Source organism: Vibrio sp. 9-16B-A1 (assembly GCF_056726165.1).
Map to the genome: position 1 here is coordinate 501,425 of NZ_JBSDZD010000001.1, position 18,477 is coordinate 519,901.

The following is an 18,477-nucleotide window of genomic DNA, read 5'->3' on the forward strand; positions in this document are numbered from 1 at the left end:
GCCCCGCCTGATTGAGTTACTGATAAGCCGGCAATGTCTGCGGTCTCAGCTCCTGAATCTGGTCTTTCTTCGCGACCCAGAAACGTTCACGCATTACCGCATCTTCAGCCCACTGGTAAGCGATGATCGGTGCGTTTGGCACGTTCTTGATTCGCTTGTTCATCAACAGAGCGCCAGGGTAAGACACCAGGCCAAGGTGATAAACGTTCTCGGTAGTAATACGGTTAAACTCAAACATCAGCTGCTTCTGCTTAGCCGGGTCAATGGTGGTAGCAAACTCATTGGCAATGCGCTGCAACTCAATTTCAAACGGCTGAAGCTGTTGAGGATCGTTTGAAGTACCACGGTGCCACAGCGGGCCCGTGTTGGTGATCGGCGCCAGCCATTCCAGACGCTGCAGCGGAACAATCAGCTCTTTCTCGCCACGGTGGGTACGCCAGTCAAAGTCACCGGCATCACGGGCGGCATCACCCTGTACGTTATCCAGTGGTCGTGGAATCAGCTTGATGCCCACTTCTGCCATCATGCTCACCAGGTTTTCGTTGTTGGCGATACCTGCGGCCTGATTGCCGGTGTTCATCACGATCTCAACATCCTGACCTTTGGCTTTGCCTTCAGTGAAGTTGAGGATGCCGTTTCCATCGGTATCTTTCAGGCCCAGCTCCGCCAGGTACTGACGCGCCAGATCCGGGTTATAACCGTAGTACACCACGCTCTTTTCATCGTAGTAGGATGTTTCAGGATGCAGACCACCGGCATAAGGGGCAGCAAACGGCCCTTTCACCATACCTTTGGCCAGAGCATTACGGTCTATAGCGTGAGAAATCGCTTTACGGAACTTCAGTGTTCGGTTCAGTTGCCTGATTGCAGCTTCGCGCTCATCGGTCACTGACAGCGTCGGGTTCATGTTCATCTGCAGCTGGGACGACAGGTTACGTGGCCCGAACATCGCTTTGGCCGGTGAATCCTTGTCCGCCAGCTTCCGCAGGGTCTCAATGAACATAGGTGGCGATTCCATGTTAGACATATCAGCCGTACCTGCGATGGTTTCCAGGGTACGGGCGTTCCAGGTCGCCAGTTTAAAGTGCATTTCATCGATGTACGGCAGCTGATTACCCGCTTCATCGACTTTCCAGAAGTATGGGTTACGGCGAAGCACCACAATCTGATCAGACTTAAACTCTACCGGTCCCCATGCACCCATGGTGACGGCAGGGGTCTGCGCTGACGGCAGGGCATTGTTGAAATCCTCGTAAGTCTTGCCTTTGGCGTATTTCGGGTGGTACTCCTTGAGAATATGACTCGGACCAGGACAGAACGTCATGAAGGCCATGTTGTACAGAGCCTGTTGGGAGTTAGCTGACTCAAAGGTCCAGCGAATGGTGTAGTCATCCAGCACTTCCAGCTTCGCGCCCTGGCCGAATGCATTGGGTGATGAAAACGACGGTACATTGGTATCCAGTACCGTGTCTTCCCAGTAGAAACGGACATCTTCAGCATCAAAATCGTCACCGTCTGACCACTTGGCCCCTTTGATCAGTTTCATGGTCAGGACATGACCATCATCAGACCATGTCCAGCTGCGGGCCAGGTTTGGCAACACTTCAAGATCATCGGCATTCAGCTGATACATTGGGCCGGTACGGGTCAGACACTCCTGAACCGTGTAGTTAATGCCACCCCAGCCCTGAGTCTGTGCCGCAGACCAGTTCCAGCCCTGCGGGCGACCACCAATAACGTGACGGAACACACCACCATACTCACCAATTCCATCGGGCATGGATTTACTCATCAATACCATTGGCTCCGGCGGCAGACGCTGCTCGACCGGAGGCAGCTTGCCGGTTTTTACATATTTGTCCGTCACCCATTTCGGCTCATGGTAAGTCTTACGGGCACCAAACTGCACCAGCTCATCACGGTTAAAAAACTGGATTTCAAGACGGTTTGGGATCTCTGGCGCTTTTGGCAGCGCCGATGCTCCGGCAGGGAGATCTGACGCAGCAGCTCCTGTGGTAATGAGCGGCAGAATCACCCCGGCAAGGAGCGATAATCGTAGAGGGTTCATAGTGGCATGTCCTTTTGTTTTGATAATGTTTCAGACTTTCTTATTGTTTCGAATTCATTTCACTCCCTCTTCACAACAAAGGCAACGAAACGGCCACCACACATCACGAAACCTTAGGAAACAGGAGTTATTATGTTATTTACGCGAGTAAACGGGGTGTTAATTTAATTATTCAGACAAAACGAATATATATAAACACTATATTTAACAGCGACCTATATCAGCAGATACATCAACAAGCACCTGAGCCCGCGTAACATTTCCCCGGATAAAGGTTTAAAATGAGACTTACGAAACACTATTTTTCCTGTAACCGATTACACTAAGCAGAATGTCCGTTCATTTCCGCAGGGACGCAGGAAAAATCGCATGGATAACATCGAACACTTTGACCTCTCAGAGCAGTACCCTATAGAAACCCATGAGGCGATGAGCATCAGCCCGCTGTCGCTGTTTTCCCCTGTCCAGGGCATGTTTATTGAAATGCGTGCGCCACACTGTATGGACCGCTTTCACTGGCACAACCATATCGAAGTCAACATCCTGTTTCGCGGCAGCGTGGAATACCTGATGAACGGTGAAAAAGTCAGGATTTCAGCGGGAAAAGTCGGTCTGTTCTGGGCCGCTGTTCCACATAAGATCGTCGCGATAGAGGGAGATGAACCGCTGATGGGGATCGTCAACATACCTGTTCACCAGTTTCTGAGCTGGCCTCTGGATGAACACTTAGCCAACTGCGTGATGAATGGCAGCCTGGTCGCGTCTCACCGGACCCGGCTTCTGAGTGAAGGCGAATGTGAAAGGTGGCAGGACTACTGCCTGAATCAGGATACCGGGCTGCAGCAAATTGCCCGGGAAGAGATTGCCCTGATGATGCGCCGGATCTGTCTGACCGGATGGGAGCACCTGGCGAGCATAAGACGTGGTTCCTTTGAAGGTACAGGAATAACCAACACGCTGCAGTTCAACGTGCAGAAGATGCTCAATTACATCGCCACTCATCATGACCAGCCGATACAGGTCTCAGACGTTGCCGATTCAGTTGGCCTCCATGCCAACTACGCAATGAACCTTTTTCAAAAAGTCATGAAAATGTCGATCAAAAAATACATCAACACCATGCGCCTTAACCACGCAAGAGCCCTGCTCAGTGATACGTCCAAAAGCATCTATGATGTCGGTGTTACCTGTGGATTCAACAGTCAGGGACGCTTCTTCGAACAGTTCAAACGTGCCTACAACATGACGCCCAAGCAATACCGTACTCAGACGCGCAATCAGCCAGGCTGAAGGGCGGAGTTATTCGCCCTTCCTCTTTCCGCTCCTCTCTTACTTCAGTGCCTGAACAAAAGCATCTATGTGCTCACGTCCGGTTTTCGGGTTCATAAACACCGCTTTTTCACCCGGAATGCAGCTGCATGAGCCGCAGCTGTCGTAGTGGGTATGCGCAATTGAAGTAACCCAGTTGGTTTTCAGTCCCTGGCCACGCCGGGCAAGAAAATGCTCACGGTGCCAGAGTGAGTTTTCCACCAGCTTATCCAGCTCAGACTCTTCATGGGGCGCATCCAGTTCCCTGGCAAACGTCCCCTGCGGATCGAGCCCTTTGGCTGGGTCGTACATCCGGAATGCCACGCTCGGCCCCTGGTTTTCCGGTGCCACCACATGACAGTTTCCCAGCTCGTTGAGACGCATACGCAGATAATTGGCATTTTGCAGGCCATGGGCAATCAGGGTCTGGTACCCCTCAACACCAAGGTATTGCAGCGCTGAATAGGCGCTGAACAGCCCCACCGCTCCGCGGGAACACTCTATCGTTGCCTGAAGGTGGGTATGGTTTTGCAGCTCCGGTTCAAAGTAGGTGAAGTACTGAGGGTCATGTTTCAGGGAAGACAAATCAGCTTCATTTTTGACCATCACCAGACTGGAGGTATAAGGCACAAAACCCCACTTCTGGAAATCCACTGTAAAAGAGTCCGCCATGCTGAGCGCTTTGGCGTACTGGGAAAGGCGGTATATCCCTTCAAGGGTCGCCGGATTAATGGCAAGCGGATTATTACTGAAATCATACTCACGGAAAAACAGCATACTCCAGCCAACCGCTGCATCGACGTGGATATGCGGTTTCACCGGCACTTCATACTCCCGGCATAACTTCTCGCGCAGCAGGTACACAGAGCTGATGTCATCCACGGCGAACGTGTCCGTGGTACCAAAGGTCAGCATGATAGTGGGCACCTTAATCCCTTTGGCAAAACAGAGCCTGAGGTGGTACTCAAGATCATCAATATCGATATTGTTACTGTCAGACATCCGGATGCGTATGGTGCGGTTATTCACATCCACACCGAGCAGAGACAGGTTGGTAATGTTGGAGTAATGCCCGCCCTGGGAGTTAATCATCCGGTACTCACCGGTACTGCCCATCCCTTCATACAGGGAGTTTGGCATGCTCTTGCGCAGCCCCATCAGGTAACCATAGAGATTGCAGAAGGTACCGCCCTGAGTAAAAATTCCCGCCGCTTTATCCGGGTCGTACCCCACCAGCGCCGCAATCTGTTTGATCACATGCTTTTCCAGATCAGACGCCATGCCAGCGTACTCGCTGTAGACCAGGTTCGGGTTAACTATGGTAGCCAGCATGGCGCCGTGAATCGCCGGATCACACGGCGCGGTGATCACGTTTTCTACCGCGGTCGGATCATCCCAGTCCTTACAGTTCCCGGCCACATAGGCCAGGGTAGAATCAAAGGCGAGCCCGGCCATTCTGGCGTGATTAGGGATCACCGCCTGCTGACCAAACAGGCCATGTATGTTAATACAACCCGCACCGGGGTCACCTTCACGGATAACCTGACGCTGGCGCATCAGATGACGGATTTCAGGGATGCCGTACAGCGGCCAGCGAACCGCATCACGGCTGAAAAAGGCATTCATAATCTGCTGGTACTGACTGAAAAACGCTTCATCCAGCCTGTTGTGTTGCAACTCTTCTCCAAGAGCGGTATTCGGGTAGGCCATAATGGTTCCTCACAGGGAAAAGGCCGCACGCGCGGCCTTTGCTTTATCAGCGAAGTTTGAAGTTAGATACGAGCCTGTCGAGCTCACCGTTACAGCTGGCCAGTGATTCGGTGGCTGACACCGTTTCCTGGCCGCTCTGCACCAGCGACTCCACAATATCCCGGATCGCCAGCATGTTTCGGGTGATCTCCTCAGCTACACTGCTCTGCTCTTCCGTTGCCGTGGCAATCTGCGAACTGAGATCATCTATCTGAACCACCGAGCCACTCATCACTTCCAGGCTGCCGGAAACGTCCCGGGTTTTCTCTGCAGTCAGCTGACACTGAGCCTTGGTGTTCTCCATTGACGAAACCACCGCATCAGTGCCTTCGAGCAGTTTATTCAGCATCTCTGAAATATCACTGGTGCTGTCCTGGGTACGACCAGCCAGCGCCCGAACCTCATCAGCCACCACCGCAAAGCCGCGTCCCTGCTCTCCTGCACGGGCCGCTTCAATCGCCGCATTCAGCGCCAGCAGATTAGTCTGCTCTGAAATAGCACCGATCACCGACAACACCTCACCAATTCGCAGCGCATTCTGATTCATCGCCACGATCTGTTCAGACATCAGTTCCACATCACTGACCAGCGAGTTCACCGTGGTGACTGCGTTTTCAACATTGACCATCGACTGCTGCATTTCATGGCTCGCACCTTCTGTCACCTGATTAGACTGAACCACACTCTCCGCCACGCTGCGCGAGCTTTCACTCATTTCCGTAATGGAAGTAACTACCTGGTCGGTTTCAGACGAATGATCCAGTAACATGCGCTCGTTTTCACGGGCGGTCAGGCTAAGCTGCTCAATGCTGGATGAAATACTTTGGCTCGCATCAACGATATGTAACATCATCTGCTGCAAATTAGCGGCGAAATTGTTGAAACCTTCGCCGATCTGAGCGAGATCATCATCCCCTTCCACTTTCAAGCGACGGGTCAGATCACCAGTGCCATCAGCCAGATCCAGCACTGCATATTTGAGCCTCAGCAGAGGTTTATAGATGTGATTGAGCATAAACACCATCACCACCATACTGGCCACCAGCAGGCCAAGTCCGGTCATGATCGCATTGCTCTGGGCGGCAAACACGCCCGCCAGCGCAGTGCTCTGATCAACAAATACCATCAGGGTCCAGTGCATATCCGGGCTGAGTTCTACCCGCTTGAAATAACCATCAAACTGGATGCCGAGATACGGAAACTCCAGGTGCCCGGAAAGCTGGCTCCCAAACGCCCTCTCCATATCAGCAAACACCGGGCTGACCTGAGACGGGGTTTTCCCTATGTCAGTCGGGTCATCACTGGCGAAGAATACGTTGTTCCTGTCTGTCAGGGTAGCAGCGCCGCCAGCAAAACGCATATTACTGACCTGCTTAATCACTTCAGTCAGGCTGATATCCCCAAGCAGTACACCAACAAAACGACCCTGCTCAGTAACCGGTGAGACCACGCTGATCACAGGCAGACCGGTTATCGTGTCGGTATAGATATCCGTAATACTGGCTTTCATGGATTGCCGGGTGTCCTGATACCAGGGGCGCTGAGTGAAATCAATCGATGCCTGACTGCCTTCCTGTTTCAGTGACATAAAGGAACGACCATCATCGTAGGCTATGATGACGTTGGAAAGCTGAGCACTGTCTGCCAGAAGATTAACCAGATTCTGATTATCCTCCGCCGAAAGGCGCGAACCAAACTGAGCCGACCCTTTTTGCACGGCCTGGTAACGGGAGTCCACCCAGTACCGCAGCTCTTTAACGTGATAATCGAGCTTCTCCAGAGTCTGCGACTGAAGACTGCTCACCATTTCCCCTTTCAGGGTGACAAGATTCAGCCCGCCAAGTACCGCAAGAGACAGGGTGATTAACAGGGCTACACTTGCGTAGATCCTTGTTTTAAAACCTAAAGACATAGTGAACCTCACCAACAAAGTTGTAATATCAACTCTCTCCCGGCGATACGCGAGGCAAAGCCAGGATTCAGTGATACTTTTTTTATTTTTCAGGTGAGTCTGTTTCAATAGAAATGATGAATGTAATTATGCAGAATCACCCAGCCAACCCCATAAATGTGGAACAAGTCGCACAATTATGCAAATGAATTCAGTGAAACATACAGAATTTATACCAGCTAACTCACAAAATCACTCAGGCAGTAATACTCCAATATCTTGATTAAGCAGGCTTTTAAGCAAAATCAGTGGTAATAAAACGGATGTCTGCTCCCGTTTTAGGCAGGGATGAATACCTGCATCCAGCAGATGGCAGACAAAATTCCGGGTGCCGGCAACAGAAGATATACACCAGCGACCTAAAACGCGGCCACCAGCTTCTGCGCTTTACCGATCACCAGCATCCGGCCATCAGAAAAGTAATCGTGGCGGCTGTTCATCGCAACCTGCTGGCCTGCGCTGATCAATTGACTGACATACTCCGTGCTCCTGAGACTATTCGCCAGCTCATCGCGCTGCCTGTCCACATCCGGGCAGATGGAATGCAGAACAGTCAGGATCCCGGCATACGGCGTCAGGGTCAGTCCGTTATCAAAACTAATCGCTCCCACCCAGACTGGACTTCCCTGGTGATCACCGGCTTTCCACCAGCGAACATGGTTGCGCCTCAGCAAGTCACCCGGTAACTGAAACGCCATATCCTGGACTCTTCCCTGCCAGAACAGATCAGACACCGGCGGCGTCTTCTCTTTTAACAGTCGCCAGTAGTCTTTCCATTCTATTTCATCCCGGGAAAAGGTCTGGTTCTTAAGCCAGCCCAGCTTTTTCATCAGAGACTCAGGGGATTCACCGACATAAACAAGGTTTACCGCCTGAGCAGAATAAACCGATGACTTACCCGGATAAGCTTTAAAACTCGCCTGCTCAATATTAAATGCCTGACTGACCGGCGCGCTCACAGCGTCATCCGCCCGCCAGAAGAAATGGGCGTAATTGGCAACAAGCAGACTGACAAACAGCACCGAAAAGCTCTTCAGCACTTTGCGCTTAACACCCATCCGCCAGCTGATCAGCGCAAATACCAGGGTAACCGCGACAGCAGCCAGACTGTAAGAATGCTCGACGATAAACAACTTTACCTGGTCCCAGCCTGACAGTGCAGAGAGCCCATAAGCCCCAAGATAACCCCACAGCACAAACTGACCAACACCCAGCACCAGACCGACAGATGCAAACAGACTGAAACGCGGCCAGCTCACCTGCTGAGTTCCGGCAATAAAAGGCACCACCCAGGCCACCGGGCCAAGCAGGCGTGAAAACGCCAGTACATAGTTTCCCCGCCGGGCCATCAGACGCCTGCAGCGCGCGATTGGCCGCCTTGTTTTGGGCTGCCAGCGGGTCAGGCGGCGCTGAGCCGGCCTGCCCCATCGCCTGCCTGTCCAGTAACTGGCCTGGTCGCCGATAAAACCGCCAGCAAACACGGCAACAACTGCGAGCCACACCCCCTGATACAGCTTATACCCGGCGGCCAGCATAAATGGCTCGCCCGGTACAAACAGGTTCGGTCCTATCAGAGCATCCAGCAGCGAACCGAAAAACAGACTCCATTCCATGGCTTAGTTTTGTCCGCTGTAGTGACCGAACTTGTATTCCATCTCGTTATTACGCATTTCGCCAAACAGGAAACGGCGCACGTTGGCTTTCAGGTAGGTAAAGCCCATTTTCACAAAACCATCCTGCTCAAGACGGCGGGGATCAAAACGGAAAGTGACCGGCAGCATACGGAACCGCCAGGTCTGACTGGCGCGCTTAACGTAGTCGCAGTCTTCGCACAACACGATTTGCTCATCAAAACCACCTATTTCCTGGTGCAGGCGTTTGGTTGAGAAAATACATGCGCCCACGGCGGTCGGGAAGAAGAACTGAGTAGCAAAAAGGCCGGCGTTGAACAGCCCGTATCCGGCTCGGTAGGCCACTGGCAGAGAATCGGCCCCCATATAAACACCAGCGACTTCCAGTCTGCGGCTTTCCAGTTTATTCAGGGCATTGGAGAGAAAGTCCGGCGCCAGGCGCACATCAGCATCGAGAAACAGCAAACGTTCATTCGATGCCAGCGAAGCGCCGGTGTTACGGCCCAGGCTGACACCGCGGCTTTCCATTTTATGGGTCGTCAGGGAAGGAAGCGCATCTTTGAAAGATTCAGCTACTTCGAGCGTCGCATCATCGCTGTTGGAGTCGACCAGCACCACTTCAAAATCTCTGAAGGTCTGATTGCCAAGGTCGCTCAGCAACTTTCCGATACGCGCTTCTTCATTCAGGGTTATAACAACAATACTTACCGGGTTCATAAGGTTCACCATCTGCTTTGTTTTAGATGGTAAACAGCATAAACACGACAGCATTAACTGCCGGTGACAGCCAGATTCATATTGAGTTAATAATCAGCGAGTTAAGAAATCACTTTTGGTCAGGCCAAACAGCAGGCGATCGTCAAAGCCATCACCACGCTTGTAGTAATCCTTCTGCTGCCCTTCCTGAACAAAGCCGCAGTTAAGCAAAGCGCCTGCCGAACCCACATTGGAGGCATAACAGTCCGCGCACAGCTTATGGGCACCCAACACCTCAAATGCCAGCTCTGTCACAAACCGGCAGGCAGCGGTAGCAATACCCTGACGCCAGGCATGTTCCGGCAACTGGAAACCTACATCAAAGTTCCCACCGAGCATGGCGACCTGACTCAGGCCACACATGCCCATATACCGGCCATTGCGGTCACGGATGGTAGCGGTTGGATTTTCCGGCCAGCGCTGCTGGCTGATCGCTTCTTCGGTATCGGTGATGATTGGCTGAAAAAACGCCTGATAGACTTCGACCGGAGACGGAGCAAAGAACAGATACTCAGCCACACTGGGATTCTCCAGCGTGGCTACGATGTCTTTGAGGTCTTCCCGGCGAATTAAAGAAATGGTCAGGTCTTCAGTCAGTTCGACTGCGCGGCCTGACTTAAAAGCATCAATACTCATACGCTTCTGTCATTAAGTGGCTGAAATCAAATCCAGATATTACCACCACTACAACGAAATCAGCCTATTACTCCTCACAGAAAACGCAGATCCATCAGGAATTGTTTACGCTCATGACGGGTACAGTTTTCGAGATCCAGGCGGGCCATCTCGTCAAAGCGTTTAACCAGATGTTCGGTCTCCACTTCACACAGACGGCGGAACTCTTCATCACTGACATCATCGCCAGGAAACGCTTCCAGATCCCAGCTGGCGCGAACCCCGTCTCCAATCCAGTCAGGCATGGCTTCTCCGTGCATTAAATCACACACACAGATCACCACATCCGGCTTCAACTCCATCCATTTATCCACTGATTTGCTGCGATACAAATCCGGGTCAATGCCGAGGTCTTCCAGGTAAGAAGCGATACGCGGGTCAATGGCCTCAGCGGGCTCACTACCACCGCTGACAATCTGAAAAGATGAGGGTAACTGCCGCCTCGCAATGGCTTCGGCCAGAATGCTGCGGGCGGTATTGTGCTTACAGATAAACAGGATCTTTAACATGACAACCTCTACTCTGCTGCTCCACAGGGGCGAAAACATCCATTTACATTAAGTGTAGACCCGCCAACCCGCATATGGGGGCGGATTCACAGTAACCTCACATTATGCCGGGTTGAGTCCGGGTATGATCTGTGCTTCAGTTAACGGAGCACTTTCCGGAGGGACGTATCGTGAAACTGCAAAATTCTTACCTGCAACTGGGGGATCACTTCCTGCAAAAAACGGATCCCAGGTCATTTCCGGCACCGGAGATGCTGCTGTGGAATCAGCCACTGGCAGACGCCCTCGCGCTGCCGGAAGAAATCCAGCACAGCGCCTGCGACTACTTCAGCGGACAAAAACGCCTGCCCGGCAGCGAACCGGTGGCACTCGCTTATGCCGGTCACCAGTTTGGCAGTTATAACCCACAGCTCGGAGACGGGCGCGCTCACCTGCTGGGCGAAATCACCCTGCCCAACGGCTCGCGCTGGGATCTGCAGTTAAAAGGCTCCGGACAAACCCGCTATTCAAGAAATGGCGACGGCCTGTGCGCGCTCGGCCCGGCGATTCGCGAATACCTGATGAGTGAAGCCCTGTATGCCCTCGGCATCCCGACAACCCGCACCCTGGCGGTGATCATGACCGGTCAGAACGTCATGCGTGACCAGGTTCTGCCCGGCGCGGTGCTAACCCGCATGGCTGCCAGCCACCTGCGGATCGGCACTTTTCAGTATGTGGCTGCCAATGGCAGTAACGACGATCTCACCCGGTTGCTCGACTACGCTATTGAGCGACACTACCCACACTTAAGCAAAACTGACTCAATGGAAGAGAAAGTCGTGCGCTTTGTAAAAGAAGTGATGCAGCGTCAGACAGAAACCGTGGTGGGCTGGATGCGGGTTGGTTTTATCCATGGCGTAATGAACACCGATAACACCGCCATCAGCGGCGAAACTATCGATTTTGGTCCGTGCGCCATGATGGGCAGCTATCATCCTCATACGGTATTCAGCTCCATAGACAGTGAAGGTCGCTATTGCTTTGGCAATCAGCCGTGGATCATGCAGTGGAACCTGGCGCGGCTGGCAGAAAGCCTGCTGCCGCTGCTCGGAGATGATACCGACCGGGCAGTAGAACTGCTTGGCCCGGTGATCTCAGATTTCTCCAGCCAATATACGGAAGCTTTTAACGCCATGATGGCATCCAAGCTTGGTCTTTCTGCTCCTGAGCCGGATCTGGCCCAGGCTATTCTGGATACCATGCAGGAACATCAGCTCGATTACACCGTGACTTTCCACCAGCTGACCAGAGCGCTTGAACATGGAGAGCTTCCACCTGAACTGACAGACCTGGAAGCCTTTACCCGTTGGAAGAAAGCAGTGACGGAGGAGAACACAGAAGAGGCACTGGCGAGGATGAAGCAGGCTAACCCGGTCGTGATACCACGCAATCATCAGGTCGAATACGTACTGGATAAATGCGTTAATGCCCGCTCCGGTGAGCCGGCACAAAAACTGCTTAGCGTGCTGTGCTCCCCTTACGAAGAACAGGAAGAGACGGCCGCTTTTCAAACGCCACCGGAAGACAGAGACAGATATTACCGTACCTTCTGCGGGACCTGATCAGGATAACAGCAAGGCGGTGTCAGGTCGTATGCCTCAGGCTGTCCTGCTCCGCCTTACCGGGAAAGAACCGCGCCTCAAACAGCGCACTTTCCAGAGGTACCGAGAAGTATTCCCCCTGACCAATCCGGCAGCCTTTACCCGCCAGAAATTTCTGCTGATTGAGCGTTTCAATGCCTTCGGCGATCACCTCCAGCCCCAGGTCATGAGCCATGGAAATAATGGTTGAGCACAGTGCCCGGTCGTTGGCATCGGTTTCAATATCACGCACAAAGCTGCGGTCAATCTTAAGTCCATCGACCTTAAACTTACGCAAATAGCCCAGCGAAGAGAAACCGGTGCCAAAATCATCCAGCCATACCTGCATCCCGGTCCCTCTGAGCAGCTCCAGCGTAGCGGCGGCTTCCTTTTCATTGCTCATCAGCAGGCTTTCGGTCACTTCAACGTGAATCTGATGCGATGATACGCCCGAACGTTCCAGCTCACCGGCCAGTACACCGGCCACCTGCTGACCAAACAACTGCCTGGCAGAAAGGTTCACCGAAACAAAGAAGTCATCCGCCAGAACCGACTGCCACTGCGCCCGCTGCTGACAAACGGTTTTGATCACCCACTCACCGATAGGCACAATCAGACCGGTTTCTTCCGCTACAGAAATGAATTCCGCCGGAGACACCACGCCCCGTTCAGGAATACGCCAGCGCAGCAGAGCCTCTGCCCCCAACAGCCTGGAGCCGCTGGTATCGAAGAACGGCTGATACCAGACTTCAAACTGAGACATATCCCGCACCGCCATGTGCAGCCTGCGCTCCATCAGGGCCCGATCACGCACGGCTTTGCGCATTTCATCACTGAAGAAGCTGAGGGTGTTCTTACCTTCCGCCTTGGCGTGATACATAGCAATATCTGCGCATTTGATCAGCTCGTCGGCGGTATGACCATCATGCGGATACACCGACACCCCAACACTGCCACTGACTACAAGCTGCTCATTATCAATCTCAATCGGCCTGCGGATCTCTTCAATCATCTCTTTGGCAAAAGCGCTCAGCACCTCTTCACCCTGATAGCCCGGGAGACACAGCAGAAACTCGTCCCCGCCAATGCGGGCAAGTAAGATCTCATCCTGCTGCCCGCGGATAAGGCGGCGTAAGCGCTTTGCCACCGTGATCAGTAACTGATCGCCGGCCTGATGGCCAAAGTTGTCATTTACCGCTTTAAACTCATCAAGATCGATAAAGCAAATCGCCAGCGGCTGGTGCGAACTTCTTCTGACCAGAAGATAGTGCTCCAGTAATTCGGTAAACCGGGTGCGGTTTGGCAGTTCTGTCAGATGGTCGTGATAAGCCAGAAACTCGATCGCTTCCTGGCGCTCTTTCAGGCTGCGGGCCATATCATTAAACGAACCGGCCAGCGCGCCAAGCTCATCGGTGCTGCGTACCGGAGTGGTACTGTCCAGCTCACCGTCTGAAATGCGTTTGGTATGACGAACCAGCTCCGTCAGCGGGGAAATAATACTCATGGTAACAATAAACGATACCGCGACACTGACCGTACCAAACAGAATCGCCAGTACCACGGCGATTACGGTAGTGCCCTGCTGGGCTTTCATCTTGGTTTCAAGAATGGATGCTCCGGTCTGGGCTATCTGAGCTTTTATTTCGTCTACATCAAAGCGGATGAACAGGCCACCCATCAGCTCATTTCCGATCAGCAGTGGCCGCGCAAACAGATAATCCTCATCTGATATCCGGGTATATATCTGTTGCTGCTCCAGCACCATAGCAACCACCTCTGGTTTACCCAGCCGGTTACCGAAACGGCTCTCGATGCGCTGTCCGGTATGAAAGATCCGGCCGCTGTCATCAAAAACGATAATCTCCAGCACCTGATCGCTGTCGAGAGCGGGCTTTAACAGTTCATAAATCCCTTCCATATCATAGTTATACATAGGATTGATCAGCGCATCAGAGAGGTATTCCCCGGTATACTCCGCCCGGGCTTCAAGCTGCTCAAACAGGCCACGTTCGACCTGCTTGGTGGTCTGTTCCAGTACCCGCTCAGTTCCCTGACGGGAAACAAACACCTGCACCACGGTCAGGGCGGTGATCGCCACCACAACCATAACGGTATTTGCAATTGTGATCCGGCTGAGCAGCTTCATAATCCCCGCTTAGTGCGCCAAAGACGCATCAACAACATTTTTCACATCCTGCGCCCACTCAAGCGCTTTGGTCACCTCTTCTCCTGCCGGCTCGAACTGGCTGGTTTTCTTATAACGCTCCAGCGCCGCGCTTCCTTCTTCGTTATTGTGCATATCGAACAGAATATCCTGCAGGCGGGCTTTAAGCTCTGGCTTCATCCCCGGACGAACCATTTCCAGTGAACGGGGCACAGAACGACTCTGATGGAACAGGGCAAGCTCTTCACGCATGTTGTCCGGCAACTCACGATCCCAGTCCTCACTACTGAACGCTGCTGCTGCAACGATTCCGTTATACACCCAGGAATACATGTTGATTTCACCGCCATCTTTGGTCAGCTCATCAGCAAACAGATAACCTATCTTACCCGCAGGCGGTTTCTCACGCGGCGAAGTCAGTTCAAACAACTCATACCCTTCCTGAAGCAGGTAATACGCCGGAATAAAGTACGCACTGGTGGAGTCACGATCTTCAAACACAATCACCTTGCCGATCAAATCGGAAAAACGCTGAATCCCTGCATCCTGACGGGAGAAAAACACCGTCCGATAGCTGTCTACCCCACCTTTCCAGCGAATGGCCAGCACTTCAGCACCCGCACCCTGAACAAGAATATTGGAAGGCAGTACAGATTCAGACACCATATCCACCCGCCCCTGACGAAGCCAGGTCACCATACGGCGTGAATCCGGCGCAACCACTACCTTACTCTTGGTGATGCCAAACTCCCCCAGACGGGCTGCGATATACTGAGCCAGTGACGCGGTACGCTTTACGGCTTTTCTGGGATTGGAGCTGATGACGCCGATTACGAAGGTATCCGGCTCAAGGGAAGAGGAGTGCCCGGCCACCGCCGGTCCGCCAAACAGCATGCTGCCCAGCAAAATAAAGATAAGCGCCCGCAGGCGGTGGTACAGATTCATACAGCTTCCTTTCTGACAACCCACTGAACAGTGTCGGCACCTTCAAACCGGGTTCCTAACCGGCTGATCCGCACTATTGATGGCACTGATATTAGTCCAGCTAATAACATTGTGTTTATATTCTAATTTGTTACAAAAAAGCCTGCACAAGGCAGGCTGTAAAATGCGAGCTAAAGACGGACTATTTTCCCAGTTCGTCCAGCGGAAGCCAGTCAACTTCCACGCCGGCCTGCTCAAACATGTCCTGGCTGACCTGAATTTTCTCGCCCCAGCGCGACAGGAAGTCTTTGGTCTGAGCCGGGCAATGCACCGCTTTGATGCCGGTCTGAATGATTTTTGCCGCACAGTTTGGACACGGGAAATGAGTCACCCAGATTTCACACTCGTCCAGGTCACGCTTGGCAAACAAGATCGCATTTTCTTCTGCATGCAGGGTTTTCAGGTACTTGGTATCGCGCTCATCGGTATCTGCGCTGTCCGAAATCCCATGAGGATAACCATTGAAACCCACCGACACGATTCGGTTTGACTTGGTGATCACCGCACCTACCTGAGTCGAAGGGTCTTTACTCCATGAACCAACCAGTTCCGCCATCTGGAAAAATCTAATCGCCCACTTTGAAATCATTACCTTTCCTCTAAAATCCGGACTTTTATTAACTGACAAGGATAATAACGCAAAAATTTGATCTTGTACGGGTTTTATTTACTGCTCGGAGGAATGGCCGCACTGTGGCATAAAAAAGCGGTGGCCTGGGCCACCGCTTGGGTATTACAGCTTGTACATCCTGGCGCTGCGGCCCGGAATGGCGATGGTGTGGTAACGGGAGTTCACCGTCATACTGTCACCCGAAAGCACATCGGTATATGGGGTGTACCAGTTAAACTCATGGGCATAAGTATCCACGGTCACGTTTTGGGTATCGCCACACTTGTTAATGGCTACCACCCCGGCTTTACCGCGCTTGAATACCAGAGTGCACTGATCACTGTGTAGCATGGTCATGCTCTGGCCCTGCATCGCATTATGGAAGCTCAGCATGTTTTTCATCAGCGGCTTGTTCCATACGTCTGCCCAGCGGCCGTTATCCTTGTCTTCCGCATCCGGCAGCTCATCACTGTAGATAAGAGGCGTGCCGCCATCTTTACCCAGGATGTAGGCATATGCCAGCTCTTCATCTTTCGGATCCAGGATCTGGTAACGGAAGCCGTCATTGGTTGGAATATCGTGGGTGATGGTAAAGGTCACCGCGCGTGAATCTTCCAGCGCCTGGCCGTATGCCTGCGGGTCGTGAAGCTGGTTAAGACCGCCGCCGTAGGAGAACGCCGCACGGATTGAAGCAAACAATGGGAAATCATACGCCGAATGACTGGTGTTGTTCAGGTACGGTGCAAGGAACGCTTCATAGCCGCCATCGCCTTTACCACCACTGGTGATCACTTCCCCAAACACGTGCATGCCTGAGATGATTTCCTGAGTGAAGATCTGGTCGATCTGATACTGGCTCATGTGCTTAACCGCATCAATCCGGAAGCCTTTAACGCCCATACCTTTGAGCGCTTTCAGGTATTCACGCTGCTGCGACACCACCCAGTTACTCGGGTCCAGATCCGGCAGGCCTTTGTCGCCTTCACCACCACAAAGGCGCCAGTACTGTACATGGCCAGGATCGCCCCAGTTAACAATGCAGCCTTCGTCATGGAAATCATTAGCCGAGAAAATCCCTTCGCTCAGGTTACCAAACAGTTTTTGGCTGGCGTAATACGCACTGCGGTCAGCGTAGTCTTTCAGTACGTCCGCACCCGGGTAGTTCAGATCGTCCCGCTTCCAGCTTTCATTAGCCATATGGTTCAGAACGACGTCTGCGTACACGTCCACGCCCTGCGCTTTCAGCGCATCAATGGAGGCCTGCAGATCCTGCTTATTGCCAAGCGGCGAATCAATCACCCGGATATCCTGCGGCTGATAGCGCGCCCACCACTCGTTCCCGCTCGATTTCAGCGGCGGAGATACCAGCACTTTCTTATAGCCCGCCTGCGCAATTGCACTCGCGTTGGCGGTGATGTCTGAATACTTCCAGTTAAAAGCGTGCAGAATTGCTTCTGCGCTGGCGTTAGCACTGAACCCCGCAGCCGCAACGGCCGTCAACAAGCATAAATTGGATAATTTCATAAGGTATGTCTCTTGTTATTAGCATCATATAATCGTTGTAATAACTCACCTGAACATGCCCCACTACTCCCTCAAAACTTGCGGCACGTCATAAATGAGCTCTCCAATCATAGTGACCAGGCCCCCCTCTTACACCGGACAACGTGCCACATTTTTGTACAGGTCACTTTTTGTAGAGGCTGGATTTATAAATATGTGCTTCATCTGGCATTTTGCAGGGCATTATTAATACTTCTGTCATTTTAACTTGTTGTTATTTAAATGAGTTAATTCGAACCTGCTAACAAACAGGTGCACAGGCCCACCGGTTCAGTGAACCAAAATGCAATGCAAATCTGGCCGGTTTTCTCAACGTTTTACAGTGTAAAGCGCAGCTAATTCCCTGAAAATTAAAGCCTGTTAAATAGCAACTGGCATAATTCCGGCGACTTCATTAGAATGAGCGCCCATTTACTGTGAGGAGAGCCCTGTGGAGCGCGATTACCGTTTTGACTGCCTGGTGAGCATGCCACGCCATGAACTTGAAGAGTTTGCGATGCGTATTCTGACCCGTATGGTGCCGGAAGACATGATGAGCGAACTGTTCACCTTCGACCAGGAAGAAACCGACAACGAAGAACGGATGAAAGCCGCCCAATTCGACGCCATGCTGCGAATGAGCGCCATCGCCCTCGGCCAGGTTAACCTTGCATTCGAAGAATCCGATAACGCGGAACAGAACATCCTGCGCATGAGCCGCCTGCTGCTGTGGCACTTCTACGCGATTTCCTTCAATCTGGAAAAAGCCATTACGCTGGAAACCCACTGTGAGAAAGTGGAAGCCATCCTGAAGAACGCGCCTAAAGATGCACTGGGATGGGTAAAAGAACTGACCGAGCTACTGCATTATTATGCGGAGAAAGCGGAAGGGTGATGGAACGGGCTGAATG

The 18,477-nt window shown here is 52.4% G+C and carries 14 protein-coding genes; 3 read left to right on the top strand and 11 right to left on the bottom strand.

The features are described from left to right. Positions 1-16 precede the first annotated feature (16 nt). On the bottom strand, positions 17-2,068 hold the full coding sequence (locus ACVB80_RS02350; RefSeq protein WP_481079647.1) for an ABC transporter substrate-binding protein: 2,052 nt from the start codon (positions 2,066-2,068) through the stop codon (positions 17-19). Positions 2,069-2,437: 369 nt separating this feature from the next. Between ACVB80_RS02350 and melR the strand changes: the two genes are divergently transcribed. After that, the gene (gene melR, locus ACVB80_RS02355; protein WP_481079648.1) at positions 2,438-3,358 is read left to right on the top strand and encodes a transcriptional regulator MelR; all 921 of its coding nucleotides are present in this window, start codon (positions 2,438-2,440) and stop codon (positions 3,356-3,358) included. A gap of 39 nt (positions 3,359-3,397) precedes the next feature. Here the strand turns inward: melR and ACVB80_RS02360 are convergent, their stop codons facing one another. From ACVB80_RS02360 to ACVB80_RS02385, 6 genes are all read right to left on the bottom strand, one after another. After that, positions 3,398-5,086 (bottom strand): pyridoxal phosphate-dependent decarboxylase family protein, encoded by a 1,689-nt coding sequence (locus ACVB80_RS02360; RefSeq protein ID WP_481079649.1) that lies wholly within the window; start codon positions 5,084-5,086, stop codon positions 3,398-3,400. A 46-nt stretch (positions 5,087-5,132) separates the two neighbouring features. Next, the gene (locus ACVB80_RS02365) at positions 5,133-7,037 is read right to left on the bottom strand and encodes a methyl-accepting chemotaxis protein (protein WP_481079650.1); all 1,905 of its coding nucleotides are present in this window, start codon (positions 7,035-7,037) and stop codon (positions 5,133-5,135) included. A gap of 398 nt (positions 7,038-7,435) precedes the next feature. Continuing rightward, a complete protein-coding gene (locus ACVB80_RS02370; RefSeq protein WP_481079651.1) occupies positions 7,436-8,689 on the bottom strand; it encodes an LssY C-terminal domain-containing protein in 1,254 nt (417 codons plus the stop codon). Positions 8,690-8,692: 3 nt separating this feature from the next. Beyond that, positions 8,693-9,424: a glycosyltransferase gene (locus ACVB80_RS02375; RefSeq protein ID WP_481079652.1), complete on the bottom strand. Its 732-nt coding sequence runs from the start codon at positions 9,422-9,424 to the stop codon at positions 8,693-8,695. A 93-nt stretch (positions 9,425-9,517) separates the two neighbouring features. Further along, positions 9,518-10,099, bottom strand: a complete 582-nt coding sequence (locus ACVB80_RS02380; protein ID WP_481079653.1) for a GNAT family N-acetyltransferase — start codon at positions 10,097-10,099, stop codon at positions 9,518-9,520. Positions 10,100-10,173: 74 nt separating this feature from the next. Further along, positions 10,174-10,647 carry an arsenate reductase/protein-tyrosine-phosphatase family protein gene (locus ACVB80_RS02385; RefSeq protein ID WP_481079654.1) on the bottom strand — a complete coding sequence of 158 codons (474 nt, stop codon included), beginning with the start codon at positions 10,645-10,647 and terminating at the stop codon, positions 10,174-10,176. A gap of 170 nt (positions 10,648-10,817) precedes the next feature. On the opposite strand from ACVB80_RS02385, the gene ACVB80_RS02390 reads away from it, so the two are divergent. Then, entirely contained in the window at positions 10,818-12,248 is a 1,431-nt protein-coding gene (locus tag ACVB80_RS02390) for a protein adenylyltransferase SelO (RefSeq protein ID WP_481079655.1), read from the top strand. 22 nt (positions 12,249-12,270) lie between these two features. Here the strand turns inward: ACVB80_RS02390 and ACVB80_RS02395 are convergent, their stop codons facing one another. The 4 genes from ACVB80_RS02395 to ACVB80_RS02410 form a co-directional block, all read right to left on the bottom strand. Then, positions 12,271-14,412 carry a bifunctional diguanylate cyclase/phosphodiesterase gene (locus ACVB80_RS02395; RefSeq protein WP_481079656.1) on the bottom strand — a complete coding sequence of 714 codons (2,142 nt, stop codon included), beginning with the start codon at positions 14,410-14,412 and terminating at the stop codon, positions 12,271-12,273. A 9-nt stretch (positions 14,413-14,421) separates the two neighbouring features. Next, positions 14,422-15,375 carry a phosphate/phosphite/phosphonate ABC transporter substrate-binding protein gene (locus tag ACVB80_RS02400; protein ID WP_481079657.1) on the bottom strand — a complete coding sequence of 318 codons (954 nt, stop codon included), beginning with the start codon at positions 15,373-15,375 and terminating at the stop codon, positions 14,422-14,424. Positions 15,376-15,556: 181 nt separating this feature from the next. Then, a complete protein-coding gene (locus tag ACVB80_RS02405) occupies positions 15,557-16,003 on the bottom strand; it encodes a dCMP deaminase family protein (protein WP_481079658.1) in 447 nt (148 codons plus the stop codon). 144 nt (positions 16,004-16,147) lie between these two features. After that, positions 16,148-17,548, bottom strand: a complete 1,401-nt coding sequence (locus tag ACVB80_RS02410) for an alpha-amylase family protein (RefSeq protein WP_481079659.1) — start codon at positions 17,546-17,548, stop codon at positions 16,148-16,150. Positions 17,549-18,017: 469 nt separating this feature from the next. Between ACVB80_RS02410 and ACVB80_RS02415 the strand changes: the two genes are divergently transcribed. Next, positions 18,018-18,461, top strand: coding sequence for an exoribonuclease R (locus ACVB80_RS02415; protein WP_481079660.1), 444 nt, complete (start codon positions 18,018-18,020; stop codon positions 18,459-18,461). The last annotated feature ends 16 nt before the right edge of the window (positions 18,462-18,477 follow it).